Raw genomic sequence first — 26,247 nt, 5'->3', positions numbered from 1 at the left:
TCGCCGCTTCTCGGCGCTTGACACGATCGCCTCCTCTCGGGCGCTTGACAAGGAGGGTTAATCGTCGGTTACGCTGTCCTCTTACGATGACCAGGAGGGGATGAAGCGGGTGGAAAGGAGTCGCAGGCGTTCCACACGGGGATCGCGATCAGCGGTCGAGCGGGCCTTGGGGCAGCTCGCATCCCCAGCGCGGATCGCGCACCGTTGGAGTCCGCCTTGTGCGCGGCCAAACGACCCTCTGGCGGCGCCGGTCCGGCCGGGGACATTTCGCCGCATCGCCGAGCTGCTCGCCGCTCGGCTGGCCGGAGCCTTCCGCCGCCAGCGCCGGGCCGTCCAGCCCCCGCGGGCGCCGGCGGCGCTGCTCGCCGCGGCGCTGCTCCTCGGGAGCTGTCTCCTGCTGCTCAGTTCGCCGCTCACGGCCGGCCCCGAGGCCACGCTCTATGTCTATGCCGTCACGCCGCTTCGCGCTCGGGCGCTCGAGCAGAAGATCGAGGACGCGATGCCCGGCGTCGACGTGACGGTGTTCGGCAAGCTGAGCGATTTCAAGACGGCGCTCGAGGTCAGCCCGCCGAACGCGGCGCTGTCGCCCAGGCCGGTCCTGACGTCGCTCAACCGGGGCGTCGACCTCCAGGGTCTGAGGGCGGGGAGCGACGCAGAGCAATACCTCCTGGTCTCGACGAAATTGCTGGCCAGGGACATGCTCTCCTCCTTCCGGTACGGCATCGTCGACCTGGTCGAGCGAAAGTCGCTCCCGAGGTTCGTCGCCGGTCTGCTCGGCGTGAACGACGCGCCGGAGGTCCAGCGCGTCACCAAGATCGAAGATCTGCTGCAGCTGCTCCAGTTTCAAACGGCCGACGCGGTGCTCCTGCCGGAGCGGTTCCGCGCCGATTTCGAGTCCAAGAGCAAGATGAGCTTCACGATCCTGAGTCTCTCGACCGCCAAGGTCGGGCTTGTGGCGGTCACGTTCCTGAGCGAGCGTCAATCGATCGAGGGCGCGATCCGGAGGCTCCCGAAGCACGTGCTGGCGGATCTGGGGGTGGACGAATGGCGATGAGATCGACGCGTCCGCGCGGTCCGCGCTCGCTCTGGCGAGCCTCCACCCTGCTCGGGCTCCTCCTGCCCCTGAGCTGCTCGCCGGGCCCGTCCCCGCAGGCCGCCAGAGATCCGGCCCCGCTGTCCGAGGCGCCGCCTCCGGACGGCAAGCCGGTCATCTCCATCATCGCTCCCGCGGACTCGCAGCTCGAGGACATGCTGAAATCGCTCCGCGTCGAGCTCTCCGACGAATACCGTGTCACCATTTCCCCGCTGCGCGTCGAGGAGTCGGGCCCCGAGGCCGTGGGGCGGATCGTGTCGAGGGATCGCCCGCGCGCGGTGGTGCTGGTCAACAACTCGACCGTGCTCCTGTACCGCAGCTGGGTGCGCGCCGCCCCGACACCGCCGGTCGCGCTGATCCTGATGTCGTCCTTCGCCGAGGAGCTCCAGCGCACCGTCCCCAACTCGGTGGCGATCTCGTACGAGGTGCCGGCGGTCACCGCCATGGTGGGGCTGCGCACGCTGGGCCTCGACGTCCGCCAGGTCGGCGTCGTGTACCGCCAGGGCTTCGCCAGCCACATCGCCCGGCAAGAAGCCCTGATGCAGGTGGAGAAGCTGGCGTTCGTGAAGCAGGAGCTCTCGAACAAGCCGCGCGTCCAGGACCTCCGCGCCGCGCTGGTGAGGCTCCAGCGCGCCGAGGTTGACGCGATCTGGCTGCCGAATGACAATGGCCTGCTGAGCCCGACGTTCCTCACCGACGTCTGGCTGCCGTACGTGGATCGGCTCGGCGCGCCGGTGGTCGTGGCGGTGCGCTCCCTCGTGAACGAGCACGCGGAGTTCGGGACGTTCGCGGCCATCCCCGACACGCAGGCGCTCACGCTGCAGGCGGCGGATCTCCTCTACGAGCTCGGGGACGCGGACTGGAAGCTCCGTGCGTCGGACGTCCGCCTGCCCATCTCCGTGAAGCGCCTGGTCGACGTGCGGCTCGCGCGGCGCTTCGGCCTCGATTCCAGCCAGTTCGGAAAGGTTGACTTTCTCGTCGGTCGGTAACCGCAGTTCGGAGGGGGACTGGAGACGCCATGCCGTTGCCTTTTCAAATGCATTCAGGTCCCCGAAGCTGCGGGTCGGCTCGCGCCCTCCAAGGTCGTCATCGCTGCGCCTCGCCGGCCTCGCCGCGGCGGGAGCGTCGCGCGGCCCTGCGGCTGCCCCGGAGGATGCGCTCGTGATCCGGGTGCTCGTGATCGACGACGACGAGATCGCCCGCGAGGCGATGTGCAACGTCCTCGTCAGGGCTGGCTACGTCGTCTCCGAGCTGGCCACCCCCATCGGCGCGACGTCGGTCATCAAGCGGGACGGCATCACCGTGGTCGCGCTCGACATCAACATGCCGACCATCAACGGAGACAAGCTGGCCAAGCTGCTCAGGGAGAACGCGCACCTCTCGAACCTCGGGATCATCCTCGTCTCCGGCTGCGACGTCGAGCAGCTGAGCGCGATCGGCGAGAAGGTCGGCGCCGACGGCATCGTCTCGAAATCCAAGCTGCACGTCGCCCTGGCGCCCGCGGTCGAGCGCGCGGTGGCCGCGCGCGCCGCGAAGAGCGGCGCGACCTCGTCGGTGACGACCCTCTCCGCGCCCCCGCCGGCCTCGTCGCGGCGTCCACGCTGAGTCATGCCCACCCCGAACTCCCACGGCTCGCTCCGTAACAAGCTGCTGCGCCTGATCCTGGGCGCGCTCCTGCTCCTCGGCGGCGCCACGCTCCTGTCGAGCGGCGCCCTCATCTACTCCACGGATCGCGAGGTCCAGGCCACGCGCGAGCAGGAGCTCCTCGGCGGCCTCGAGGAGAAGGCGCGCCTGCTCGGCTTCAATCAGTCGCTGGCGCTGCGCAGCCTGGTGGCGGACAACCTGTTCGGGGACGTCAAGGCGCTCATCTACCAGACGGTCTCGGAGAACAGCGACATCGCGTATGGCCTGTTCGTCGACTCGGAGAGCCGGGTCTGGGCGGCGAGCGGGCTCGGCCCCGCGAGCGCCGCGAAGGACGCGCCGGCCCTCACGGCGAAGGATCTGCAGGCGCTCGGCATCAGCACGGAACACCAGCCCCGGCCGGCGCTGAAGCGGCGGGCGAACCCCATGGGCGGGGTGGACGTCCTCGAGGTCTCGGCCCCGGTCGTCTCCGAGGGGACCCAGGCCGGGACCGTGATCTACGGCATCAGCACGAAGAGCGTCGCCGAGCGGATGGCCCACGCCCGCGAGCTCGCGAGGAGCCGGCTCGCGACCACGCTCGGCCTGATCGTGGCGCTGATCCTCGGCTGCGTCGCGGCGAGCTATTTCCTCGTCAAGCGCGTCGCGGTCCACATCACGGAGCCGCTGCTCGCGCTGCGCTCGGCCGCGGGGGCCATCGCCACCGGGCTCCGCGCGAACGCGCCGCTCGCCGAGTCGACCGGCACGGCGCGGAAGAGCTGGGAGCGCGTGCAGATCTCGAGCGGCGACGAGCTCGAGCTGCTCGGCGCCGCGTTCAACAGCATGGTCGAGGCCAACGAGCACGCCTTCGAGGAGCTGCGCGTCAAGACCGAGCAGGCCCTCGAGGCGTCGCGGCTGAAGAGCGAGTTCCTCGCCAACATGAGCCACGAGATCCGGACGCCGATGAACGGGATCCTCGGGGTCATCCGGCTCATGCAGAGCCAGGCGCTCGACGGCAAGATGCGGCGTTACGTGGAGACCGTCGACGCCTCCGCGAACACGCTGATGGCGATCATCAACGACGTCCTCGACTTCTCGAAGCTCGAGGCCGGCAAGTACGTGGCGCAGCACGTGTCCTACGATCTGCGCCTCGTCGTGCAGGAGGTGGCGGAGCTGATGGCGAGCCAGGCGCACGAGAAGGGCCTCGAGCTCGTGTACCGCGTGGAGCGCCGCGTCCCCACCGGCGTCGTGGGCGACCCCGACCGGTTCCGCCAGGTGCTCACGAACCTGGTCGGCAACGCGATCAAGTTCACCGAGCGCGGCGAGGTGCTGATCGACGCGACCACGGCGCAGCAGGACAAGGCCTCCGCGGTGCTCAAGCTCGCCGTCGTGGACACGGGCCCCGGCATCGCGGCCGACGACCAGAAGAAGCTCTTCTCCGCCTTCACGCAGGTGGACGGCTCGCTGGTCCGCAAGCACGGCGGCACCGGCCTCGGCCTCGCGATCAGCAAGCACCTGGCGGAGGCGATGGGCGGAGAGATCGGCGTCGACAGCACGCCGGGGCAGGGCAGCCGGTTCTGGTTCACGATCAAGGTCGGGGTCACGGCCGGGGCCGAGCAGATCCGGTCGGCCGAGTGGGCGAGCGGGCGCCGCGCGCTCGTGGTGGAGATCAGCAAGAGCTGGCGCGACGTCGTCGTGGAGCACCTCGTGGCCTGGGGCTTCGACGCCGAGGCCACGGCCTCCGGGAGAGACGCGATCAACCGGCTGGAGCTCGGGCTGCTCGAGCAGCGGCCGTTCAGCGCCGCCGTCGTCGGCGCCCAGATGGACGATCTCGGCCTCGAGCAGTTCGTCCGGACCGTCCAGTCGGTGCCGGGGCTCCACCGTTTGCCCATCGTGGCGCTCTACCACATGGGCTCGAGCGTGGCGCTGAGCGGGCTGGAGTCCAGCGTCGTCACGCAGCTCCCCAAGCCGCTCCGCGTGTCCGAGCTCTACAACACGCTGCAGAGCGCGCTGACGGGGGCCGCGGCCGCGCCCGTCAGCAAGCCCGGCGTGGAGCCGGGCCGGATCGCGAGCAAGCTCCCCGTCTTGGTCGTCGACGACAACGAGATCAACCGTTACGTGGCGATGGAGCAGGTGGAGCAGCTGGGCCTGCGCGTGGAGACCGCCAGCAACGGCCTGGAGGCGCTCCAGTGCGTCAAGCAAAAGCAGTACGTCGCCGTCCTCATGGACTGCCAGATGCCGGTCATGGACGGATACACCGCCACCCAGCAGATCCGCGAGTGGGAGCGCGGGATCGGCCGCCACACGGTGATCATCGCGCTGACCGCGCACGCCCTCGTCGGCGAGCGGGACCGGGTGCTCGCCGCCGGGATGGACGACTACCTGGCCAAGCCGGTGCGACCGCAGTCGCTGCAGAAGACCTTGTGGCGGCACGTGGTGCTGAACCGGGACGAGCCGGAGCCGGGCCCGCCGCTCCCCGACGCCGACAGGCCGTCGGCGGCCCTGCCCGTGCTCGACCCCGAGGTCCCGCGGTCGCGGAAGCTGATCGAGCTCGTCCTCAAGAACGTGCCGGGGCAGCTCGACAGCCTGGAGTCGGCCTTCAAGGAGGCCATGACCAAAGAGGTGACGGCGAGCGCGCACAAGCTGAAAGGCAGCATGCTGTCGATCGGCGCGGCGCGCGTCGCCGAGCTGGCGGAGAAGATCCAGCTCGCCGCCCGCGACGGCGACCTGCCGCGGAAGGGCGACCTCTCGCGGCTACGGCAGGAGTTCGATTCTGTCAGCGTCGCCCTGCGGCAGGAGCTCGCCGCCACCGCCAAGGCGAGCTGACGATTGGCCCTATTCCACCATGGCCGCAGGCTCAGAACGAAGCGTACCCGCATGACCTTTGCCTCGCTCGATACCAAGTGGATTGTTGCCCTGGTGCTCGCCGCGACGCCGGGCGCCGCGTGGGCTCAGCCGACGGCCGCGACGGCACCGGGAGAGCCGAGGTCCGCGGGGGAAGCGCAGCGCAATGACGCGCTCGAGGGCGTCGACCTCTTGCGGCTGCTCGACGTCGAGGTGTCCACCGCCAGCAAGACGCTGGAGACCCTCGACGACGCGCCCGCCCTCGTGACGGCGATCACCGCCGAGGAGATCCGGCGCTGGGGGTACAAGAGCGTCGGCGAGGCGCTCCAGCACGTCATCGGCTTTTACCTGGTGGACGACCACATCCTGCCGAACGCCGGCGTGCAGGGGATGACGGGCGGGCTCGGGGCCGAGAGCGGCGGGATCAAGGTGATGATCGACGGTCGCTCGGTCGCGTTCCGGACCACCAGCGGCAACTGGCTGGGCACGGAGCTGATCCCGCTGTCGGCCATCAAGCAGATCGAGGTCGTGCGCGGCCCGGCGTCGGCGCTCTACGGCGCGGACGCGTTCCTCGGCGTCGTCAACATCATCACCCTGTCGCCGGAGGACATCCCCTTCGTCGACGGCACGGTGCACGCCGGCGTGACGAAGGATCACCCGAGCGGCCGCCTCGACGTGGTGGGAGGCTGGAGCAGCGGCCGCTTCGACATGATGATCTCGGCCGCGGGTGAGCTCGACGATCGGAGCGGCCTGGAGATGCCTCGCCAGTCCCCGGCCCCCCGCGTCCCGATGTACAACGAGGGGCGCGTCGACGCCCAGAACCTCGAGCGCCTCTCCGGGGTGGTCGGCTCGCGCATCGCGTTCCGCGATCCGAGCCACGGCCACCACCTCGCGCTCAGCGCGTACTGGTCCGGCTTCCGGCGCGGCGGCGATTTCGCGCAGTGGGCGCAGCTCACCGGCGGAACGGACGCCTCCGGGCGCGAGGCCGGCACCGTGATCAGCCTGCAACAGCGCCGCGTGGCGCTCGACGGGCTCTTCCAGCTGAACCGAGAGCTCGCGTTCGCGGTGCAGGGCACGTACTTCCAGGGCGGCGTCCTGCCGGGCGACCGCGTGGACGTCGCCGGCGGCTGGTACTACATCGAGCGGCGCATGGCCTACCGCGGCGTCGACGCCAACGTCGAGCTCCGGTGGGTCCCGTGGGACCGGTTCAACGTGATCTTGAACCTCGAGTCCATCTACGACAAAGAGGACCTGCCGTCCTTCCGCCGGATCAGCAAGCTCACGGGCGAGGCGTTCGGCTCGCCGGAGCGTGAGCGGCTCTCGGCCGAGCTGGTCGACGTCGGGGCGCTGCTCAGCGCCAACCTCAAGCTGCTGGATCCCTGGCTGAAGCTGACCGGCGGCTTCCGCTACGATCGCCACAGCAAATACGGCAATCAGATGACCGGCCGCTTCGGGGCGACGTCGCACCTCGGGAAGACGGTCGTGGCGAAGCTCTTGTACGGCAGCGCCTTCAAGGCGCCTTCCCCGTATCTGCTCTATGCCGAGCCCCTCGTCCCGGGCGACGTGATCGGCAACGTGGATCTCAGGCCTCAGCGCATCCACACCGTGGACGCCGAGGTGACGTGGCGGCCGACCGCCTGGGCCTCGGCGAGCACGAGCGTGTCCTACAGCCGCCTGAACGACAAAGCAGAGTTCGTCCCGCGGGGCATCAACCAGACGGCCGAGAACCTCGCCAGCCAGACGTCCGTGTTCTGGGCGACGCGCGCCGAGCTGCGGCGCGGCGACGCCCTCGGCGGCTACGCGTCGTTCGAGACGGTCCACTCGACCCGGGACTCCGGCCAGGTGGGCTATCAGGCCGATCTGGTCGGTCCCGCGATGGTCGCTTACCCGACCTGGGTCGCCCGGGCCGGCGCCTACGTGAAGCTGCCGTCGCCGAGCTCCCTCCCGCTGGAGCTCTCGACGCAGGGGATCGTCGTCGGCCCGCGCCGCGCCGCGGACGCGAGCATCCTGGAGAACGGCCGCAGCTTCGACCTGCCGCCGTATCTCCTGTGGAACGCCAGCCTGGTGGCGCGCAACCTGTGGGTGATTCCGGGTCACGAGACGACCGTCGCGCTCCGCGCCAAGAACCTCCTCGGCGCCACCGGTCCGGACCCCGGGTTCTCGGGCTTCGAGTACCCGCTCTCGCCGCGCGAGGTCTTCCTCGAGCTACGGCACCGCTACTGAGTCGCGCCGAGCGAGTCGAGGAAGAGGTTGTACTCGTCGACCTTGGTCGACAGCACCACGTCCAGGCCGACGTCGAGCCGGCTCTCGTCGAACATCTGCGGGGCGAGGGCCTTCTTGGTCGCCTCGAGGCCGATGGTCTTTATGCCGTAGAGGATGTAGGGCACGAGGTACCCGGCGTAGTACTGCCGCTGGGTGTGCGTCGCCCTGATGAGCCCCTGACGCATGTACTCGACGGTCTTCAGATCGTAGTCGAAGGCGACGACCGGGAGGTCCGTCCGGCCCGCGGCCTCCGCGGCCATCGCGCACCGGTACGAGATGTCGTGCAGGCCGAGCAGCCCCACGACGGGCGGGTCAGCGGTCTCGATGACGGCCTTCATTTCCGCGACGTCATCGACCTCCCCGTTCGGGCCCCAGGTGACTTGACGCACCGCGATCTTGTAACCGGCCTTCTCGAGGACGCCCCGGGCCCCCTGCATTCGGTTCAGCCCGTCGAGCCAGGACGGGTCGACGTTGCCGTGGATCACCACCGTCCCCGGCGTCCCGGGCAGCAGCTTGAGCAGGGTCTCTCCTGCCGTCTTACCGGCCGCTTCGCTGATGGTCCCGACATAGATCAAGCGCTTCGAGCTCTTGGCGTCGGTGTCGAGCGTCACCACAGGAACCCCGTCGGCGACGGCCGCGTCGATGCCGGCCGCGATGGCGTCGCCGAAGGGGGAGATACCGATCCCTTCGGCGCCGTCTGTCACCGCCTGTCCAATCTGCTCATTCTGAGCCTCCGCCCTCTGCTGCTGATTGCCCCCCGTTCCGCTGGGCCCGACCACGTTCCCCGTGACCCCGAGCTCGCTCATGGCCCGGTTCGCCCCCGTGGCGATCGGCGTGAAGAACCCGCCGAGGGCCTTCAGCAGGATCGCCATCTGCATCGGCTCGATGGCACCCTCGTTGATCTCGGCGACGAGCGCGTCGAGCGTCGCCTCGATCTCCGTCGCGGTGAACTCGCTCGCGGGCGTCGGCGCGCGCTTGATGGGCGCGGCTTCCTCGCCCTCGCCGGTGGTGTCGCCCGATCCACATGCCGCCGTCATCAGCGCGAGCCCGAAGGCCGCCACCCAGCGTCGTCCAATCCTGTTCATGAGACCCCCTTTACGGTCCGTGGTTCATCCGGTCACGCGCGGTATCCTTACGTGAAGCTCCGATCTGGCAGCGGGCTCATCGCCCGGGAAAGCAGCCGACGGGGACGGGGTCGAGATCGACGAAGGCGTCGCCGTCGACGGTCCACAGCTGCATGAAGTAATGCCTGTTCGCCCCGTATCTATCGAACTCGTACTCAGCGGCTGCGCCGACGTAGCGGAGCGGGATGCCCGCGCGGAGCTTGGTCATCGCCGCCGGCAGGTCGCGCCACGAGGCCGCCTCGTGGGCCGGGTCGTTGAGCTCGCGGATGATCTCGTGCAGCTCGTGCCCCGAGGTCGGGATCTCCCCGGTCTTCGCCTGGCCGTACACGAGGCCCATCGCGATGAGGACGACCCCGTCGTAATAGAAGTGCGCCGCGGGCAGCGGCGCCTCGCCGTCCCACCCGCTGGAGAAGTGCCCGATGAAGGCGTCGGCGTTGCCCGTCGCGCAGTCCACCGCCCCCTGGCCCTCGGCCGTCGCGCGGCACTCGCTCCGCAGGCTGAGCGACGGCGACACCCCGACGTACCCGTCGAGAGCGCCCGTCGGGATGTTGGCGAGGAGCACCTCGGTGCGCAGCGCGGGACCGAGGAACCAGGTGCCCGGGCGCCCGAAGACGGTCCATTCGGTCACGATGGTCGAGCCGGTGCGGGGATACGCGGCCAGCAGCGTCCGGCCGGCCTTCGCGTCGAAGGCGGACTCGATCTTGCTCGCATACGTCTGCTGGCCCGGCCTGAACGTCACCGAGGCGAGGCTCCTCCCCCCGAGCGCCGCGAAGTGGGTGGTGAACTCGCTGCTGACGCTGGTGTTGTAGTCGTCCCACGCGGCCAGGGTGTTCACGGTGGGGATGCCGTCGTCGAAGGCGAGGCGCGCCAGCGTGCAGCCGACGTCGAACGCGGAAGGGGCGAGCCGCATCCAGCCCCCGTCCGCCTCGCTGCGCGCGACGGGGGGCGCGGCATAGCCCGGCAGCATTTGAAATGCGTCGGCCAGCTTCACTTCCTGCACGCTCTTGTTGGCGAGCGAGTTCTCTTCTGGCCCGATCAGGTAATGGACCTCATCCGTGTAGAGCAGGTGGAGCAGCTGATCGAACCCGCGCTCCGAGCTGGAGTGGCTGTCTCGGCTCCGGAGGTGGAACGGCCGCCCGTCGATCCCCCCCGCGGCGTTCAGGTCCTGGACCGCGAGCAACATCGCTTGCTCGAGGTTGCGGCCGATGGACGACTCGCTGCCGGAGAAGGGCAGGAGTGCCCCGAGGACGATCGCGTTCTCGGGTCGACCGGGCTCCTCGGGCGTGCACGAGGCCGAGAGCAGGGACGCGACTCCCACCGAGAGCCCGATCTCCACCCAGCGCATGCTTCGTCGGCGAGGGGCGACGCACACGCCGGCTCGGCGGAGGCGATGCGGCGTGGCAGGCATCCGAAGGTACATTCTTCCCCCGCGGGATACGCCATCACATCGAGCTCCGTTCTGTCAAGGGCACATGAGCACAAGCGACGAGTCCTGGAACGACGACTCACGCGCTGATGCGATACAGAACACACACCGACCAATACCGTTGCTCACCTGCCGCGCTCTCTGTCCGTCGAGCGCGGTGTTCAGGCCGAGAGGTGAGCGCATGCGCGCGGACGGACGAACCCATGAGGGCCGAGTCGAGGGGCGCGGCGCCGAGCGAGCGGGGTGAGCGTCAACGGCGGATGCGATCCGCCGATACGGCGGCCGGGCCAGCCCGGCTCACCGCGCCGGCGCGCCGCAGATGCGGTGGACCAGCTCGAGCAACGGCTCGATCTGGAGCGGCTTCTTCAGGAGCCCCGCGGCGCAGAGGCGCGACGCCTCCTGCTCGGCCCGCACGTCGGCGGACACGATGACCACCGGGACCGACGAGAGCGCAGGGTCGCGCTGGAGCTCGGCGCGGAGCTGCCATCCATCCATGATCGGCATCATGAGATCGAGCAGGATCAGCGCGGGTGGCCCGTCCTTGCGCAGCAGCGCGAGCGCCTCGGCGCCGTCCGCCGCCTCCTCGACCTCATAGCCCTCGAACGCGAGGAGCTGCGAGAGGATGCTCCTGATGTCCAGATCGTCCTCGACGACCAGGATGCGGCCCGTTTTCTCGATCATCCTCGAACCTCACCACCGGACCGCGCCGCGCGGCGCGCTCCCTTCCCGCTGCTCCGCCGGGCAGCCCAGCTGCGGCCCTGACCGATCGAGCGTTCATGGGGCCCGTGAAGCACCTTGAGCGCGCGCAACCGCCGCCGCAAGCGGCCAGTGCCACGAAGCGGCGCGCAGCCCGCCCGAGCCCGGCGCGCGGTCCTCGAGGGAGAGGCCTCCCCCCTCTCCCTCGAGGCATCTCCGTCGAGGACGGCGCGCCACGCCTACTGCGCGGCCTCCCCGGGGACCTCGTCGGCGTCGCCCGGCGCGCCGTCGCGATCCTCGCCGGCGCCCGCGCGCCACGCGGGCAGGAGCACGCGGAAGCACGCGCCCTTGCCGACCTCGCTCTCCACCGCGATCTCGCCCCGGAAGCTCGTCACGATGCCGTGGCAGATCGCGAGGCCGAGCCCCGTCCCCTCCCCGATCGGCTTCGTCGTGAAGAACGGGTCGAAGATGCGGCTTTGGAGCTCGGGCGCGATCCCCGGCCCGGTGTCGCGCACCTCGATGCGCACGCGGCCGGGCGGCGCGGGCGCGGCGGTGATCCGGATCTCGTTCTCCGCCTCCTTCCCGTCCGGCAGCGCCTGCGCGGCGTTCACGAGCAGGTTCAGGATGACCTGGCCGAGCTGCGCCTCGTTCGCGTGGACGGGCGGCACCGCGCCGAGCTCCACGACGAGCCGCGCCTTGCTCCGGATCTGCTGCTGCGCCATCCGCAGCACGAGCTGGATCACGCGGTCGACCTCGACCGGGCCGAGCTCGCCGTCGTCGGCGCGCGAGAACGTCTTCAGGCCGCTCATGATGTGCCGGACGCGCGCGCCGCCCTCCGCGGCCTCGTCGAGCGCCGACAGGAGCGCGTCGATGCGCGCGGCGGCGCCCTTCTGGCGGAGCTCCTTGCGCGCGAAATCCACGTTCGCGACCATGTACGCGAGGGGGTTGTTGATCTCGTGCGCCACCCCGGCCGCGAGCGTGCCGAGCGAGGCCATGCGATCGGCGAGCAGGAGCCGCGCCTCCAGCTGCCGGCGCTCGGTGACGTCGGACACGGCCCCGAGCATCCGGTACGCCCTGCCGCACGCGTCGCGCATGACGATGCCCCGGTCGTGGACGTCGGCGTAGCTGCCGTCCGCGAGCACGCACCGGTACCAGAGCTCGAACGTGCCGTCGCTCCCCTCCATCGCGCGCCTGAGCCCGTTCATCACGCGGTCGCGATCGTCGGGGTGGACGCGCTCGAACCACCACACCGCGTCCTCCTCGATGTCGGCGCCGCCCGTGCCGTAGAAGCTCCGCATGCGCTCGCTCCCGGTGACGCGCCCCGAGGAGAGGTCCCAGTCCCAGAACGCGTCGCTCGTGGCGCGCACGACGAGCCGCATGCGCTCCTCGCTCGCGCGGAGCGCGTCCTCGGCGGCCTTGCGCGCCGTCATGTCGACGATGAAGCAGACGCCGCGATCGCGGGACCCCTCGACCAGCGCGGGGGCGAGGAGCACCGGCAGGCGCCGCCCGTCGCGGGCGAGGAACTCCTTCTCGAACGGCGGGCAGATCCCGTGCTTCAGGACCTCCGAGAGCGCGCGCTGGTCCGCGTCGCGGAGCTCGGGCGGCGTGATCGCCACCCAGTTCAGGCGGCCCGCCTCGACGTCCTCGCGCGCGTAGCCGATCATGCCGAGGAACGCGTCGTTCGCGTCGAGGATGCCCCCCGCCGCGTCCCACACGAACAGGCCGATCACCTCCGTGGACGCGTCGCGGAAGGAGCGCGCGGCGCGCTCGAGCAGCGCGCGCTCCGCCGGCGCCCGGCCGGCCGCGTGCGCCGACGGCCGCCGCGTCCACCACACCGCGGCGTCGAGCTGGATCGCGATCGACGGCTCGCTCGCCTCCGCCACGACCGTCGCGCCCGCCTCGAGCAGCGCCGTGGCCGCGCCGGCGCTCCCGGTGACGGCGACCACGGCCACGCGATCGCCGCCCGGCGCCGCGCGCAGCCTCCGGCAGAGCGCGAGCGCCTCGGGGAGCGGCCCCTCGGCCCCGAGCACGGCCACGTCGAACGGCTGGGTCGCCAGGAGATCCAGCCCCGCCTCGATGTCCCGGGCCACGGCCGCGACGTAGCCGCGGGCGGCCGCGAGCGCCTGCGCCGCGCCCGCGGAGCCGCCTGGGAAGATCAAGACCCTGGGATGCTGTGCTCCCGCCACCCGCGCAACATCCCGCGCGCGGCGCGCAGACGCAATACCGGCGCAGCGCGCTCCTGCTCTCCCCTGCTCTCCCCTCCTCCCCCCTCCTTCCTTTCCTCCCCCCTCCTCCTCCCGCTCCCCGCCGCCGCGGCTTCCCCTCCCCTACCCCGCTCTCCTCCGCCGCCTCACGCCTCTCCGCGCGTCACCCGACCCCGGTCCTCTGGTCGTCGAACCACTGCCAGGGGTTCGCGAACCCCGCGCGCTGCGACGACTTCTTGTAGCAGAGGAAATAGAGCCTCCCGTCTTGAACACCGCACTCCGTGCGGTCTTTCCAGCAGGCGAGCCGCTCCGGATCCACGGCCGGATTGCTCGCGATCGTCACCCCCTCCTCGAGCTCGGGCATCTCGCCGGGGCAGCCCACCGGGCCGGAGGTCATCGGGACGCCCACCGTGTCCGACGCGATGCCCGTGTTGAAGATCGCCTCGGCCACCCGGCGCGCGGCGGCGGCGCGGTCCGTGCCGCACAGAGCGAGGATATCGACGCTCGCGCGGTCGACCTGGACGAGCACGAAATTGCGCCCCTCGGTGACGGTGAGCCCGAGCCCGCCCGCAGTGTACTCGTGGCGGAGCAGATCGGGCGTGTCGTCCGTGGCGGCATGGAGCGCGTGGCGCGCCCCCACCGCCTCGTTGTGCGGGTTGAGCTCGCTCCTGAAGATGGAGTCGCACCAGTAGAGCGAGTCGGCGCGCGCCTGGGCCGGCACGTCGTCGAACCGCGCGACCGGCGCGAAGCCGCCCGGCGGCACGCGCGCCACGGCCGAGAGCCACGCCGCGACCTTCGCGTCCACCTCGTGCGTGAGACATTCCTGCGCGTTCATCGAGACCTCCGGACTATCGGTATGTCGCCACGATCTTCTCGACGCGGAACCCCTCGTTCGGCGCCGAGCTGAACCAGATGAGCCCCCAGAAGACGCCCAGGATCGGCTCCACGCTGTCGAACACCCCGGCGCCGCCCGCGTAGTACCGCGTCACGCCGCCGTGCGAGAACTCGAGGCACGCCTCGTACCGGTTGAGCCCGGGGCTGAGCGTCCCGTCGGGGAGGCGCGTATGCGAGGCGGGGTACGTCCTCCCCTCCTCGACCGGGCCGTCGATGAGCGCCGCGCGCCACACGCGGCCCCCCACGATCTGCGTCGTGTCGAGCCCCGCCCACGGCCGCTCCTCCAGATCGGCCGACAGCGTCTTGCGCCCGCCGCCGACGTTGGGGTCGCCCCAGACCACGAGGATCCGGGTCCGCCCGGGAATCCCGAGCTGGCGCAGCATGCCGCGGAGGAGGCGGACGATCGCCTGACACTCGCCCGTCTCCTCCACGTAATCGGTCATCGCCCAGGCCCCGCCCTGGTCGTTCAGGAACGTCGGGTGGTGGTACTCCCGGGGCACCCTGGGGCTCGGCACGAGCGTGTACGTCGGGAATCGGGCCATGATCGACGCGACGATCTCGTGTGGATCGAGGGTGTTGAGCGGCGCGACCCAGGAGACCGACCTGTCCATCCGCTTCAGGGTCACCCCGTCTTCCTGCCAGACATCCTGCCTGTCGGTCAGGGGTCTGCCCATCGTGACATAAACGACGTTCGCGGTGCGGCCGGGCGACAGCGAGGCGCCTCCGCCCGCCGACCAGCTCAGGTTGAGGTTGAGCTTCTGGATCCTCCTCTCGATCTTCCGCGAGGACGTGAGCTCGACGGGCGCGCCGAAGGCGGTAGTCCCCCCGCTCTCGAAGGTGATCCCCGCCGGCCCTACGCCGCGGATCGCGACCGGCGCCGCGGGCGCGCCGCCGCTCGACGACAGCCCGAGCCGGATGACGACGCTCCGGCCCATCGAGATCGACACCGGGACGGACCGCTCCGGCGTCCACTCCGGCTGGGGGCACGGCTCCCCTGCGTTCCTCCAGCCGGTCCCTCCCTCGCAGCCCTTCATCAGACCGTGATCGGACACGAACTCGATGGAGTCCAGCGCGATGGAGCGCGCAGCGTCGGGCTGCGGGCTCTCCGTGGTCGGATCCGCCATATCGACCTTCCTCGCTCGCGGCGCAGATGGACTCGACACCTGCCGGCCACCCGCCGATTCACGGGGATCGTAACGCCGCAGCCGGCCGGGCCAAGTCGGGAGTGGACGCAGGGGGCGAAGGCGCTCTGCCAATGGACGCGCGACGCCGGGCGGCGCGCCCGGGCCTCACGGCGTCACCTGGGCGCGCGACGCCGGGCGGCGCCCGCGGGCGCGGGGGCGCCGGGCGGCCCGCGCGCGGCCAGGCCAGGTGACGCCGCGAGGCCCCGCGCGCCCGCGCGTCACGAGCCGGGTTCCTGCGGCAGCGCGACCGAGCTAGATTGCGCGCATGCAGAGCAGCCTGTTCATCGTGCATGTCCATGTGCATGTCAAACCCGAGCACGTGAGCGCCTTCCGCCAGGCGACGCTCGACAACGCGCGCGAGAGCGTCAAGGAGCCGGGGATCGCCCGGTTCGACGTCGTCCAGGACATCGAGGATCCCGCGCGCTTCGTGCTCGTCGAGGTTTACAGGACCAAGGAGGCGCCGGCCGCGCACAAGGAAACGGAGCATTACAAGCGGTGGCGGGACACCGTCGCCGACATGATGGCCGAGCCGCGGACCAGCCGGAAATACGTCAATGTCTTCCCGGACGACGCGGGGTATTGACGTGGCGCCTCCGCCTTCCGGGCCTTCCGAGCTCGCCTTCGAGTTCGCCACCGCCACGCGCATCGTCTTCGGCGCGGGCAAGCTCGCCGAGGTGCCCGCGGCCGTGCGGGGCCTCGGCGGGACGCGGGCGCTCGTCGTCACCGGGCAGTGCCCGGGCCGCGCCGCGCCGCTCCTCGCCGCGCTCGCCGAGGCGAAGATCGACGCCGTGACCTTCGCCGTCGCGGGCGAGCCCACCGTGGAGATCGCGCGCGAGGGCACGGCGAGGGCCGCGGCCGAGCGGTGCGACGTCGTCGTGGCCCTGGGCGGCGGCAGCGCGGTCGACGCCGGCAAGGCGATCGCCGCGCTGCTCGCGAACGGCGGCGACCCGCTCGACTACCTCGAGGTCATCGGCCGCGGGCAGGCGCTCTCCCGGCCGTCCGCGCCGTTCGTGGCGATCCCCACGACCGCGGGCACCGGCTCGGAGGTGACGCGCAACGCGGTGCTCGCGTCGCGGGAGGCCGGCGTGAAGGCGAGCCTGCGCAGCCCGCACATGCTGCCGCGCCTCGCGGTGATCGACCCCGACCTGCTCGCGGGCGCGCCGCCCGAGGTGCTCGCCTCGAGCGGGCTCGACGCGCTCTCGCAGCTCATCGAGCCGCTCCTGTCGATCCGCAGCAACCCGCTCACCGACGGCCTCGCGCGCGAGGGCATCCGCCGCTCGGCGCGCTCGCTCCGCCGCGCCGTCCTCGAGGGCGCGGACGCGCCGGCCCGGGACGACCTCGCCGTGGCCAGCCTGCTCGGCGGCCTCTGCCTCGCGAACGCCGGCCTCGGGGCGGTCCACGGCTTCGCCGCGCCGGTGGGGGGCACGTTCGACGCGCCGCACGGCGCCGTGTGCGCCGCGCTCCTGCCGGCCGTCCTCGAGGTGAACCTGCGGGCGCTGCGCGGCCGCGCCCCGGCGCACCCGGCGCTGCCGCGCTTCGACGAGCTCGCCGCGCTCGTCACCGGGCGGGCCGGGGCCGCCGCCGAGGAGGGGATCGCCTGGGTCCGCGAGCTCTGCCGCGACCTCGCGATCCCGGGCCTACGGCGCTACGGCGTGAGCGAGGCGGATCTCCCGGCGCTCGTGCAGAAGGCCCGGGCGGCGAGCAGCATGAAGGCGAACCCGCTCCCCCTCACCGACGAAGAGCTGACCGACATCGCCGCGGCGTCCTTGTGACGTCGGGGACGGTGGTATCATCCCCGGGTGGCAAGCCCCTACCGCACGCGACCGTCGTCTCCGTCCGTCCGGCCGACCGATGAGAGGCGGCTCGGCGTCGCGACCCTCGCCTTCGGCCTGGCCTGCGGCGTGATGGGGATCTCGCTCGCCGACGAGGGCCGGGCGGAGTGCGCGCTGCTCACGGGCCTCGGCGGCTTCGCCCTGCTCCTCCAGCGCGAGGGCGCTCGCTAGCCTCGCCCTCCCCTCAATCCCCGACGACCGGAGCTCGATGAAGAACGATCCCGCCCCGAATCCCACCCTCGACGCCATGCTCGCCGCCCAGCGCATCGCGTTCGCGCCCGTCATGTTCCAGGTGGCGCGGGTCATGAGAAACCGGGGCGTGCTCAGGGCGCTCCAGCGCGCCGGCAAGGGCGGCCGGACGGCGGCGGAGGTGGCCCAGGACACCGGCCTCTCCGCCTATGCGGCCAAGACCTTGCTGGAGGCGAGCCTGAGCTTCGGCCTCGTGGAGCTCGCCGGCGGCAACGGAGAGCTGCGAGGCGGGCGAGGGGGGCGCGAAGGTGAAGAGCGCTACGCGATCACGCGGGTCGGGCTCGTCGTCGAGAACGACCGGATGACCCGTATCAACATGGATTTCATCCATGACGTTTGCTACGAGGGCATGCGCTTTCTCGACGAGGCCATCGAGGGCGGCAAGCCGGCGGGCCTGAAGGTCTTCGGCGATTGGCCGACGGTGTACGAGGCGCTCCCGGAGCTCCCGCCGAAGGTGAGGGAGAGCTGGTTCGCCTTCGATCACCTCTACTCCGACTCGGCGTTCCCGAAGGCGCTGCCCATCGTGTTCGAGCGGCGGCCGAAGACGCTCCTCGACATCGGCGGCAACACCGGCCGGTGGGCGATCCAGTGCTGTACGCACGACCCCGACGTGCGGGTCACGATCCTGGACCTGCCGGGCCAGCTCGAGGACGCGCGCGTCAACGTGGAGCAGCACGGCCTGCTCGGCCGCGTCATGGGCACGCCCATCGACTTCCTGGATCACGGACAGGCGTTCCCGACGGGGTTCGACGCCATCTGGATGAGCCAGTTCCTCGTGTGCTTCTCCGAGGCGGACATCACCCAGATCCTCCGGCGGGCGCGCGCCGCCATGGGCGAGCAGACGGAGCTCTGGATCCTCGACACGTTCTGGGATCGTCAGGAAAACGAGGTGGCGGTCCACTGCCTGCACGGCTCTTCCCTGTATTTCACGTGCCTCGCGAACGGGAACAGCCGCATGTACAGCGCCGCCGACATCAAGCGCTGCATCGAGGAGGCCGGGCTCACCGTCGACGCGGAGATCGACCACCTCGGCCTCGCCCACACGCTGCTGCGGTGCCGCCGGCGCGACGCGCCCGCCGGCAGGCGCGCCTGAGCGCGTGAGCGCGTGAGCCCTGGCGCGCCGCGCGGCGCGCCCGCAGCGGAGCGCGCGCGGCGCCCTGGATCGGGGAGAGCGCGTAGCAGCCTGGACGATCGGGCCGCCGGGCCCTCTGGGGGAGGCGCGCGAGGAGCGGGAGGCGCGCGAGGCGCGATGCAACGGATGAGCCGGCCCGCGGCGGAGGGCGCCGCGGGCGCGCTCGAACGGCTTTCGCCTGCGGTCCTCGCGGTGCATAGTGGGACGCCGCGGTCGCCTCCGCCGCGCCGCGCCATGCACCCACAAGGAGAAACCGTCGTGTCCCATCCTCCGCTCACCCAGCTCTCCGACGAGGAGCGCCTCTTCCGCGACTCGGTGCTAGATTTCGCCCGGAAGCGCGTCGCGCCGCGCGCGGCGGCGATGGACGAGCAGGGCGCGCTCGACCGCGATCTGCTCCCTCCGCTGTTCGATCTCGGCCTCATGGGCATCGAGATCCCGGAGTCGTACGGGGGCTCCGGCGCGAGCTTCTTCAACGCGATCCTGGCGGTCGAGGCGCTCGCCGTGGTCGACCCGAGCGTCAGCGTGCTCATCGACGTGCAGAACACGCTCGTGGCCAACGCGCTCCTCCGCTGGGGCAGCGACGCGCAGAAGGAGCGGTATCTCCCGCGGCTGAGCCGGGAGTGGGTCGGCTCGTACGCGCTGAGCGAGGCGGGCTCCGGCTCGGACGCCTTCGCGCTCGCGGCCCGGGCCGAGCGCAAGGGCGACCGCTGGGTGCTGAACGGCCGCAAGCTGTGGATCACGAACGCGAACGAGAGCTCGCTGTTCCTTGTGTTCGCCAGCGTCGACCCGTCGAAGGGGTACAAGGGGATCACGGCCTTCGTGGTCGAGCGGACGTCCCCTGGGTTCTCGGTGGGCAAGAAGGAGAACAAGCTCGGTATCCGCGCCTCCAGCACGTGCGAGCTCGTCCTCGAGGACTGCGAGGTGCCGGAGGGCAACGTGCTCGGCGAGGTCGGCAAGGGCTACAAGATCGCGATCGAGACGTTGAACGAGGGTCGGATCGGGATCGGCGCGCAGATGCTCGGCCTGGCCGCCGGGGCGTTCGAGCACGCGATGCGCTACATGGGCGAGCGGAAGCAGTTCGGCCAGTCGATCGCGAGCTTCCAGGGCGTGCAGTTCCAGTATGCGCGCGTGGCCATGGAGATCGAGGCCGCGCGCCTCCTCGTCTACAACGCCGCGCGGCTCAAGGACGCTGGCCAGCCGTTCGTGAAGGAGGCCGCGATGGCCAAGCTGTTCGCGTCCGAGGTGGCCGAGCGGGCGGCGTCGCTCTGCATCGAGTTCATGGGCGGCGTCGGGTTCACCAAGGACTATCCGGTCGAGAAGCTCTACCGCGACGCGAAGATCGGGAAGATCTACGAGGGGACGTCGAACATGCAGCTGTCGACGATCGCGAAGATGCTCCAGGCGGAGTACGACGTGAAGGGCTGAGCGGGGGAGCTGTCCCCGACGACCGGCCAGCGCCGCCCTCAGCGCCTCCGCGTCCAGGACTCGGGTCTTCGACGCGTGTGAAAGCACGCGACGAAGACCACGACACCGTTCATCAGACGGAAGAACAGGCCATAAGGAAAGCGGCGGACGAGCACCCGGCGTGTCTGGCGGTGCAGGACCTCGTACGCCATGGGTGCTTCGACGGCCGCCTGCATCGCGGCGCGGACCTCGGTCAGAAACTCCTCTCCGAGTCCGTCGCGCTCTCGCTCATACCAGGCGTATGCTCGCGCGATATCCGCCGCAGCAGCGGGCCGAACGAGGACCGCCCTCACCGTGACCGTGCGCGCGCCTGGGCGACGACCTCATCCCACGTGAGCCCGACCGGTCCCTCGGCCTCGAGCTCGTCAAGGCGCCGATCGAGCTCGACGCGCTGCGCGTCGCTGAGAGGGAACACGTCAGGGTCTCGCCCGAGGTGAGCCCAGAGCTCGTCGAGGAGGTCGAGCTGCTCGTCGCGGCTCAGTCGGGCGATGTCCAGGGCAGCCTTGGCCATACGTCGGGAAGTATCGCATGACGCGCCCGCCAGAACAATCCGCCGGGCCCGGCCGCGTCACGGCAGCTGGCGCTTGAGGTCGGCCAGCGTCCGGAGCGTCGACACCTGCTGCGGCAGGATCACGTCGCGCACCAGGACGTGCGACTCACAGTCGAGCTCCTCGAGGTCGTTCCGGTAGTCCTTCAGGCCGTGATCCTCGCCCTCCGCCAGCGCCGAGAGCGCCGTCTTGTGGCCGAGCGCCACCGCGGTCCGCTCGACCACCTTGGCGAACGCGCCCCATGGCCCGGAGCTCGACGGCGGGTCGCCCCCGAGCTCCTCGATCCGCCGGCGCAGCATCTGCACCCGCGCCTCGTGCGACGCCAGGTTGAGCCGGAGCCGCCGCACCAACCAGTCCTCGCGCGCGGCGGCGATCGCCTGACGGTAGGTCTCCACCGCGGACATCTCGCCCCGGCAGAACGATTTGAGCTGCTCGATCGAATCGTCATCGATCAGGCCGTCCAGGCCCACGCTCTCGTCTGCGAATGCGATCGGTTCCATGGGTACTCTCCTGAGATTGCTGGTGAACGCCGATTCGTCTCCTCCCTACCTCCCGAGCAGCAGCCGGCGCGACCTACGTCCGCGCAAGAACCGTGAGCGAGACCGCCGATGTTCGACCTCGTCGCAGAGAGCGTACGGCCATCGTTGCGTCAGGGGTAATCCACGTCTCAGACCGGGGCGGCCTCGGTTGAGCTCTCTGGATTCTATTCAAACCCCGTTCCACCCGTACTGATTCCCGCTCGTGCGGCAGCGGGCTCATCGCGGGAGCGAGGCGTTCAGGCGTCGGAGCTGACGAGGAGAGGACGAGGAGAGCTCGAGCCGCCAGGGCGCCGGGGACGCCAGGAGAGAAGCGAGAGGTGCACTCTGGGCTCTCCTGGCGTCCTTGGCGCCCTGACGGCGCGCGGTGGGGGCATACCGCCGCAGCTGGGGCGGCCGAGCGCGGCGTCAGAGGGTCGCGAAGACGCGCGCGCCCTTGCTGGTGCCGCAGGACTCCCCGGCGCCGACCCCGCGCAGGATCGCCTGCACGGCCGCGGCGTCCGCGTCGTCGCGCGCGAGCACGCCGATGAGCATCGCCCCCTCCTTGAGGCGCCGCTCGACCTCCGGCGCGCGCGGCTCCGGGATGCCGGCGTCGACGAGCACGCTGCCCAGGCTGGCGGTTTCGCCGCCCGAGCTCGCGTCGGCGAGCTTCACCGCGATGGGGCCGGCCACCGCGAGCCGCAGCCCCGGCACCACGAGCCCCGCGCCCGCCGCGGCGAGGATCGCGCTGAGCGCATTGCCGTTCACGGCCGCGCCCTGCACGCGCGAACGCGAGAAGTGCTGGCGTCGGGCGGCCTCGCTCACGATGACGCAGATGTCCCTGCGCGAGTGTCCGTGGTCGAGGATACGCCGGATGGCGTCCTCGGCCTCCACACGTGTCCGCACCATCTCGGTGACCAACCTCTGGCTCGCCATGTATGTCTCCTTGGCTGAGGGTCCTCGTCGTTCGCTTCTCCTTCGCAGAACACGAAACGTACCGGGCGCGTCCATCGCGTGAAGTCTGCGTAGCTGCTCACAGATCGACGGCAGAACGCCCCGCGCCCGGGGCACAATGCCACGGCGAGATGGCCACGCTGTGACGGGGGGACACGGCGCACTCGTCGGCTGCCCGCGGCGGCGCGGCGCCGGGCGCAGCAAGCGCGGGAGCTAGGGTTGCGCTGGGGACGGGTCAGGCAGCGGCGCGCCGCTGCCCGCTCGGGCGCTTCGCGTTCTTCGGGCGCTTCACGCTGCGCTTCGGGTGCGCTGCGCTCCTGTCCGCCCGCCGCGCCTTGACCGCGCGCACGCTCTCGCGGAGCTGTGTGGCGAGCGGCACCGCGTCGCGCTCGCTGAACCCGCGGACGATCCGGAGCATCGTGGCCTCCTCGGGCCGGAGCGCCGCGATCGCCTCGTCCGTGACCGCCTCTTCCGCCTCGAGCAAGGTCTGCAAGGCCCCCTCGGTGTAGGCGCGGATCACCGCGGGGTGGACATAACAACGCTGGCAGACCGCGCGCGTGTTGCCGAGGCGGGCGGACACCATGTCGATCACCTGCGCCACGCACTTCTTCATCTGGCGGGCCGAGGTGGCGACCTCCATCTCGCAGAAGAACGACGCGCACAGCACCGTGCCGGTCCAGGTGCGGAAGTCCTTCGCCGTGAACTCCTGCCCCGCGAGGGAGCGCAGGTATTCGTTCACGTCGTCCGAGTGGATGCGCTGCCGCTGGCCGTCGCCGTCGATGTACTGGAACAGCTCGTGGCCGGGCACGTCCTGGCAGCGCTTCACGATGCGCGCGAGCCGCCGGTCCCGCACCGTCAGCTCGTGCTCCTTGCCGCTCTTGCCCCGGAAGTGGAATCTGATGAGATCGCCCTTGATCTCGACGTGCTCGTCGTGGAGCGTCGTCAGACCGTACGAGTTGTTGTCGCGCGCATACTCGTCGTTCCCGATGCGGATCGACGTCTCGTCGAGCAGGCGCACCACGGTCGCCAGCACCTTCTCGCGCGGGAGCCCCGGCAGCGCGAGATCGCGCTCCACCGCCGCGCGGATCGCCGGGAGCGCCGCGCCGAACGCGAGCATGCGATCGTACTTCGTCTCGTCGCGGACCTCGCGCCAGCGCGGGTGATACCGGTACTGCTTCCGGCCGCGCGCGTCCCGGCCGGTGGCCTGGATGTGCCCGCGCTCGCTCTGGCAGATCCACACCCCGGTCCACGCGGGCGGGATCGCCAGGCGCCGGATCCGCTGGAGGGTCGCCTCGTCCTTGATGAGGCGACCCTCGGGGTCGAGGAACTTGAAGCCCTTGCCCACCTTCCGGCGAGAGATGCCCGGCTCGTCGTCGTTCACGTACCGGAGCCCGGCCGATTTCGCGGACTCGACCGGCGACGGGGTGAGCGGCGCGGCCGCCGCGAGCGCGCCCGCGGCGCGCGCGAGCTCGACCGTCTCGACGGTCTCGATCGACAGGCTGACGCGGTGCCGCTGGACGACGGCGCCGCTCGGGGCGGCGCGCCGCGCGCGGCGCGGCGCGCTCCGCGGGCGCCGCCTGGATCGGGGGGTCTTGGTGCTGGCGCTCGGCATGGCGCGGCTAGCTCAGACAGCTCCCCCCAGGGTCGCGCCATGAGCGCGCCGCGACCGCTCGCGGTGCGCCTCGTCGATGTACCGCCGCACCTCCGAGTCGATCGCGGCGATCGCCATCCGCTTGAACATGCGCAGCGGCAACGGCACGTCGATCTCGACATCGACGGTCTTGGGCCGGAGCTCGAGCCGCCCCGCGACCTGGAACCCCTTGAAGCACAGGCCGAGATCCGCGCGCCATTCGTCGCTCCAGAGCATCGACGGCGCGTACTCCGCGTACCGCTCGCGATACCGCTCCATCGCCCTCAGGACGGCGTTCTTGGCTTCTTCATCGTTCAGGTCGTGATGGACCGTGTGCTTCATGATGACCTCGGGGTTGGCTGGAGCTCGGCTCCAGCGGAGGCTGACGTGCGACAGGCTCGGCAGCGCAGCGGTCGCCAGGGGTCGGCGTGGCAATCGGGGTTAGCAATCGGGGTGCCCGCCGGGTCCGGCGGGGGGCGACCGCCTCGAACAGAGCATTTCTCGGGAAATCCGGGCAAGATCGCGCACTTTCGCGCGCCGCGCGTGGCGACCTCCGCCACACGCGGGGCAGATCGCTACGGCGAGCCCAGCGCCCGCCGGCCGCGATGCGGGCCAGCTCGGCGGCACGGCGCGTGCGTTCCGCCCGTTCATGCCGGGAGCTTTCGCCGTGACGTCTTCGCGTGGCCTCAGAGGGTGGGTCGGGCCGCGCATGAGCAAGGCGCTGAAGGTGATGTTGATCCTGCCGATCGCGCTCTGGCTCGGCTACGTCGTCATCGGCAACGTCATGCTGAGCACGAAGCTCGTGGCGAGGCTCGTCAGCTACAACCCGACCGACGCGACGCTGTTCTACGGGTCGGCCTGGAGCCTCTGGCCGGGCGTCGTGCACGTGAAGGAGCTCCGGCTCAGCGGGTCCGACAGCCTGCTGGAGTGGGCGGTGCTGCTCGACGAGGTGGAGGCGGACATCCACCTGACCGATCTTTTCCGGAAGAAGTTCCACGCGGAGGACATCCGCGCCGAGGGCTTCACGTTCCGCATGCGGCTGCTCGTGGATCCCACGAGCGAGCGCGATCTGGAGGCGCCGCACATCAAGGCGCTCCCCCCCATCCCGGAGTTCACGAACCCCCCGCTCAAGCCGGAGCTGCCGCCGAGACGCGATCTCGAGAACTCGGACGAGGGCTACAACCTCTGGACCGTGCACCTGGAGCGCGTGGACACGACGCTCAAGGAGGTCTGGATCCAGCAGGTCCGGTACGCCGGCGGCGGCCGCGTGCGCGGGGGGTTCTACTACAAGCCGCTCCGCTCGGTCCGCGTCGGGCCCGTGGCGCTGGAGCTCCGTTCGGGCGAGGTCCACCTCGCCGACCGCGTCGCCGCGCGGATCGACGCCGACCTCGACGTCACGATGAACACCTTCGATCCGCGGGACATCGAGGGGCTCGACGTCTTCGACACCACCTGGGCGCGCGTGCGCCTCGACGCCCAGCTGCCCGGGCTCGACTTCATCCACTTCTACACCGGTGAGGGCGCGGAGCCGCGGATCGAGGACGGGAGCGGAGGGCTCCGGGCGAACCTCGTCGTGAACCGGGGCAACGTCGAGCCGGGCAGCACCCTCTCGTACGGCACGAGCCACCTCGCGGCCTCCGCCGGGTCGCTCCGGGCGGCCGTCGCGGCGGACGTGGATCTCCGCGTCGACGAGCGCGGGCAGGCGCGCCTCGCGGTGGCGGTGCCCCGCGCGACGCTCGAGCGCCCTGGCAAGGGGCTGCCGCCCATCGTGGTGGAGCGGGCGAGCGCCGCCTTCGACGCGCCGGAGCTCCACCTCATGCGGCTCCCGCCGGGGTTCTCGTCGAAGGTGGACATCGTCGCCGCGGCGATCCCGGACCTGCGCTGGCTCAACCCGGAGGGCGCCGGCCCGGACGCGCCGCGGTTCACGGGCGGCACCGCCTTCGCGCGGAGCAGCCTCGAGGTCGACCCGCTCGGCCGAGGCACGGGGGCGGTGAGCCTCCTCCTCAAGCAAGGGGCGCTCGCGTGGAAGGAGACGCGGGTGAAGGGCGACATCAAGGCGCGCGTGGCGCTCGAGGCGGCGAACCTCCTCGGCCCGACGGCGAAGCTCGGCAAGAGCCGCATCGAGATCGAGGACCTCGCGATCGAGCACGAGGGCGAGGCGCTCCCCGGCTGGTGGGCGCGCATCGACGTCGACGACGGGAAGGTGGGGCGGGGGCTGATGGAGGCGGCGATCCGGCTCGAGTGCAAGGACGCGAGGCCCGCGGTGGCGCTGCTCGACGCCGAGGACGCCATCCCCGGGTGGGCCGCGGGGCTCCTCACGATGGAGGGGCTCAAGGCCTCGGCGACGGTGAGGCGCAAGGAGGGCGAGGTCGATTTCAGGCTGCTGGAGGCGCAGGGCGGCAACCTCGCCATCCGCGGGCGGCTCACCAAATCGGACGGGCAGGACCCGCTCGGCGCGTTCCTCGTGAAGAGCGGCCTGCTCTCGGTGGGGATCGATCTCGAGCGGGACGGGGCCGGCGTGCACCCGCTCGTGGGGGACGACTGGGTGAACGAGAAGATGGCCGCGCTGGGCCGGTGAG

Annotated in this window: 23 protein-coding genes; 11 read left to right on the top strand and 12 right to left on the bottom strand. The window is 71.1% G+C overall.

Annotated features, from left to right (window positions below; translation table 11 throughout):
* Positions 1 to 166 precede the first annotated feature (166 nt).
* From WME98_RS32640 to WME98_RS32620, 5 genes are all read left to right on the top strand, one after another.
* Positions 167 to 1,054, top strand: a complete 888-nt coding sequence (locus WME98_RS32640; RefSeq protein WP_437945594.1) for a hypothetical protein — start codon at positions 167 to 169, stop codon at positions 1,052 to 1,054.
* Positions 1,051 to 2,082: a hypothetical protein gene (locus WME98_RS32635; RefSeq protein ID WP_437572165.1), complete on the top strand. Its 1,032-nt coding sequence runs from the start codon at positions 1,051 to 1,053 to the stop codon at positions 2,080 to 2,082. Before WME98_RS32640 ends, WME98_RS32635 begins: the two co-directional genes overlap by 4 nt.
* A gap of 172 nt (positions 2,083 to 2,254) precedes the next feature.
* Positions 2,255 to 2,698 carry a response regulator gene (locus WME98_RS32630; RefSeq protein ID WP_020733683.1) on the top strand — a complete coding sequence of 148 codons (444 nt, stop codon included), beginning with the start codon at positions 2,255 to 2,257 and terminating at the stop codon, positions 2,696 to 2,698.
* 3 nt (positions 2,699 to 2,701) lie between these two features.
* Positions 2,702 to 5,536 (top strand): ATP-binding protein, encoded by a 2,835-nt coding sequence (locus tag WME98_RS32625; protein ID WP_437945593.1) that lies wholly within the window; start codon positions 2,702 to 2,704, stop codon positions 5,534 to 5,536.
* Between the two features lie 51 nt (positions 5,537 to 5,587).
* A complete protein-coding gene (locus WME98_RS32620; protein WP_437945592.1) occupies positions 5,588 to 7,777 on the top strand; it encodes a TonB-dependent receptor plug domain-containing protein in 2,190 nt (729 codons plus the stop codon).
* On the opposite strand, the gene WME98_RS32615 is transcribed toward WME98_RS32620, so the two are convergent.
* The 6 genes from WME98_RS32615 to WME98_RS32590 form a co-directional block, all read right to left on the bottom strand.
* The gene (locus tag WME98_RS32615) at positions 7,771 to 8,901 is read right to left on the bottom strand and encodes a substrate-binding domain-containing protein (protein ID WP_437945591.1); all 1,131 of its coding nucleotides are present in this window, start codon (positions 8,899 to 8,901) and stop codon (positions 7,771 to 7,773) included. The genes WME98_RS32620 and WME98_RS32615 overlap by 7 nt on opposite strands.
* Positions 8,902 to 8,977: 76 nt before the next feature.
* A complete protein-coding gene (locus WME98_RS32610; RefSeq protein ID WP_437945590.1) occupies positions 8,978 to 10,285 on the bottom strand; it encodes an ABC transporter substrate-binding protein in 1,308 nt (435 codons plus the stop codon).
* Positions 10,286 to 10,663: 378 nt separating this feature from the next.
* Positions 10,664 to 11,047 (bottom strand): response regulator, encoded by a 384-nt coding sequence (locus WME98_RS32605; RefSeq protein WP_061628355.1) that lies wholly within the window; start codon positions 11,045 to 11,047, stop codon positions 10,664 to 10,666.
* Positions 11,048 to 11,301: 254 nt separating this feature from the next.
* On the bottom strand, positions 11,302 to 13,221 hold the full coding sequence (locus WME98_RS32600; protein WP_437945589.1) for an ATP-binding protein: 1,920 nt from the start codon (positions 13,219 to 13,221) through the stop codon (positions 11,302 to 11,304).
* Between the two features lie 208 nt (positions 13,222 to 13,429).
* On the bottom strand, positions 13,430 to 14,101 hold the full coding sequence (locus tag WME98_RS32595; protein WP_437336674.1) for a hypothetical protein: 672 nt from the start codon (positions 14,099 to 14,101) through the stop codon (positions 13,430 to 13,432).
* A 13-nt stretch (positions 14,102 to 14,114) separates the two neighbouring features.
* Positions 14,115 to 15,284 (bottom strand): hypothetical protein, encoded by a 1,170-nt coding sequence (locus tag WME98_RS32590; protein WP_437945588.1) that lies wholly within the window; start codon positions 15,282 to 15,284, stop codon positions 14,115 to 14,117.
* 325 nt (positions 15,285 to 15,609) lie between these two features.
* Between WME98_RS32590 and WME98_RS32585 the strand changes: the two genes are divergently transcribed.
* From WME98_RS32585 to WME98_RS32565, 5 genes are all read left to right on the top strand, one after another.
* Complete coding sequence (locus WME98_RS32585; RefSeq protein ID WP_437336672.1) at positions 15,610 to 15,927, top strand: putative quinol monooxygenase; 318 nt, start codon at positions 15,610 to 15,612, stop codon at positions 15,925 to 15,927.
* A gap of 1 nt (position 15,928) precedes the next feature.
* Positions 15,929 to 17,116 carry an iron-containing alcohol dehydrogenase gene (locus WME98_RS32580; RefSeq protein WP_437945587.1) on the top strand — a complete coding sequence of 396 codons (1,188 nt, stop codon included), beginning with the start codon at positions 15,929 to 15,931 and terminating at the stop codon, positions 17,114 to 17,116.
* Positions 17,117 to 17,143: 27 nt separating this feature from the next.
* Positions 17,144 to 17,347 (top strand): hypothetical protein, encoded by a 204-nt coding sequence (locus tag WME98_RS32575; protein ID WP_061625985.1) that lies wholly within the window; start codon positions 17,144 to 17,146, stop codon positions 17,345 to 17,347.
* A gap of 37 nt (positions 17,348 to 17,384) precedes the next feature.
* On the top strand, positions 17,385 to 18,518 hold the full coding sequence (locus tag WME98_RS32570; RefSeq protein WP_437945586.1) for a class I SAM-dependent methyltransferase: 1,134 nt from the start codon (positions 17,385 to 17,387) through the stop codon (positions 18,516 to 18,518).
* 297 nt (positions 18,519 to 18,815) lie between these two features.
* Positions 18,816 to 19,982 carry an acyl-CoA dehydrogenase gene (locus tag WME98_RS32565; RefSeq protein WP_437945585.1) on the top strand — a complete coding sequence of 389 codons (1,167 nt, stop codon included), beginning with the start codon at positions 18,816 to 18,818 and terminating at the stop codon, positions 19,980 to 19,982.
* A 38-nt stretch (positions 19,983 to 20,020) separates the two neighbouring features.
* On the opposite strand, the gene WME98_RS32560 is transcribed toward WME98_RS32565, so the two are convergent.
* From WME98_RS32560 to WME98_RS32535, 6 genes are all read right to left on the bottom strand, one after another.
* Entirely contained in the window at positions 20,021 to 20,314 is a 294-nt protein-coding gene (locus WME98_RS32560) for a type II toxin-antitoxin system RelE/ParE family toxin (RefSeq protein ID WP_437945584.1), read from the bottom strand.
* Complete coding sequence (locus WME98_RS32555; RefSeq protein WP_437945583.1) at positions 20,311 to 20,532, bottom strand: addiction module protein; 222 nt, start codon at positions 20,530 to 20,532, stop codon at positions 20,311 to 20,313. The genes WME98_RS32560 and WME98_RS32555 overlap by 4 nt, the downstream gene beginning before the upstream one ends.
* A gap of 57 nt (positions 20,533 to 20,589) precedes the next feature.
* Positions 20,590 to 21,069 carry a DUF2383 domain-containing protein gene (locus tag WME98_RS32550; RefSeq protein WP_437945582.1) on the bottom strand — a complete coding sequence of 160 codons (480 nt, stop codon included), beginning with the start codon at positions 21,067 to 21,069 and terminating at the stop codon, positions 20,590 to 20,592.
* A 444-nt stretch (positions 21,070 to 21,513) separates the two neighbouring features.
* Positions 21,514 to 22,020 (bottom strand): hypothetical protein, encoded by a 507-nt coding sequence (locus WME98_RS32545; RefSeq protein WP_061625988.1) that lies wholly within the window; start codon positions 22,018 to 22,020, stop codon positions 21,514 to 21,516.
* 253 nt (positions 22,021 to 22,273) lie between these two features.
* On the bottom strand, positions 22,274 to 23,650 hold the full coding sequence (locus WME98_RS32540; protein ID WP_437945581.1) for a DNA topoisomerase IB: 1,377 nt from the start codon (positions 23,648 to 23,650) through the stop codon (positions 22,274 to 22,276).
* Positions 23,651 to 23,662: 12 nt separating this feature from the next.
* Complete coding sequence (locus tag WME98_RS32535) at positions 23,663 to 24,010, bottom strand: polyhydroxyalkanoic acid system family protein (RefSeq protein ID WP_061625990.1); 348 nt, start codon at positions 24,008 to 24,010, stop codon at positions 23,663 to 23,665.
* A 367-nt stretch (positions 24,011 to 24,377) separates the two neighbouring features.
* Here WME98_RS32535 and WME98_RS32530 point away from each other — a divergent pair, with 367 nt between their 5' ends.
* Positions 24,378 to 26,246, top strand: coding sequence for a hypothetical protein (locus tag WME98_RS32530; RefSeq protein WP_437945580.1), 1,869 nt, complete (start codon positions 24,378 to 24,380; stop codon positions 26,244 to 26,246).
* Position 26,247 lies beyond the last annotated feature (1 nt).

Origin of the sequence: Sorangium sp. So ce296 (genome assembly GCF_051529605.1) — a bacterium.
Classification (GTDB): Bacteria; Myxococcota_A; Polyangia; order Polyangiales; family Polyangiaceae; genus Sorangium; species Sorangium cellulosum_D.
Note: the sequence above shows the minus strand (reverse complement) of the source record. Positions and strands in the feature narration are given on the sequence as shown.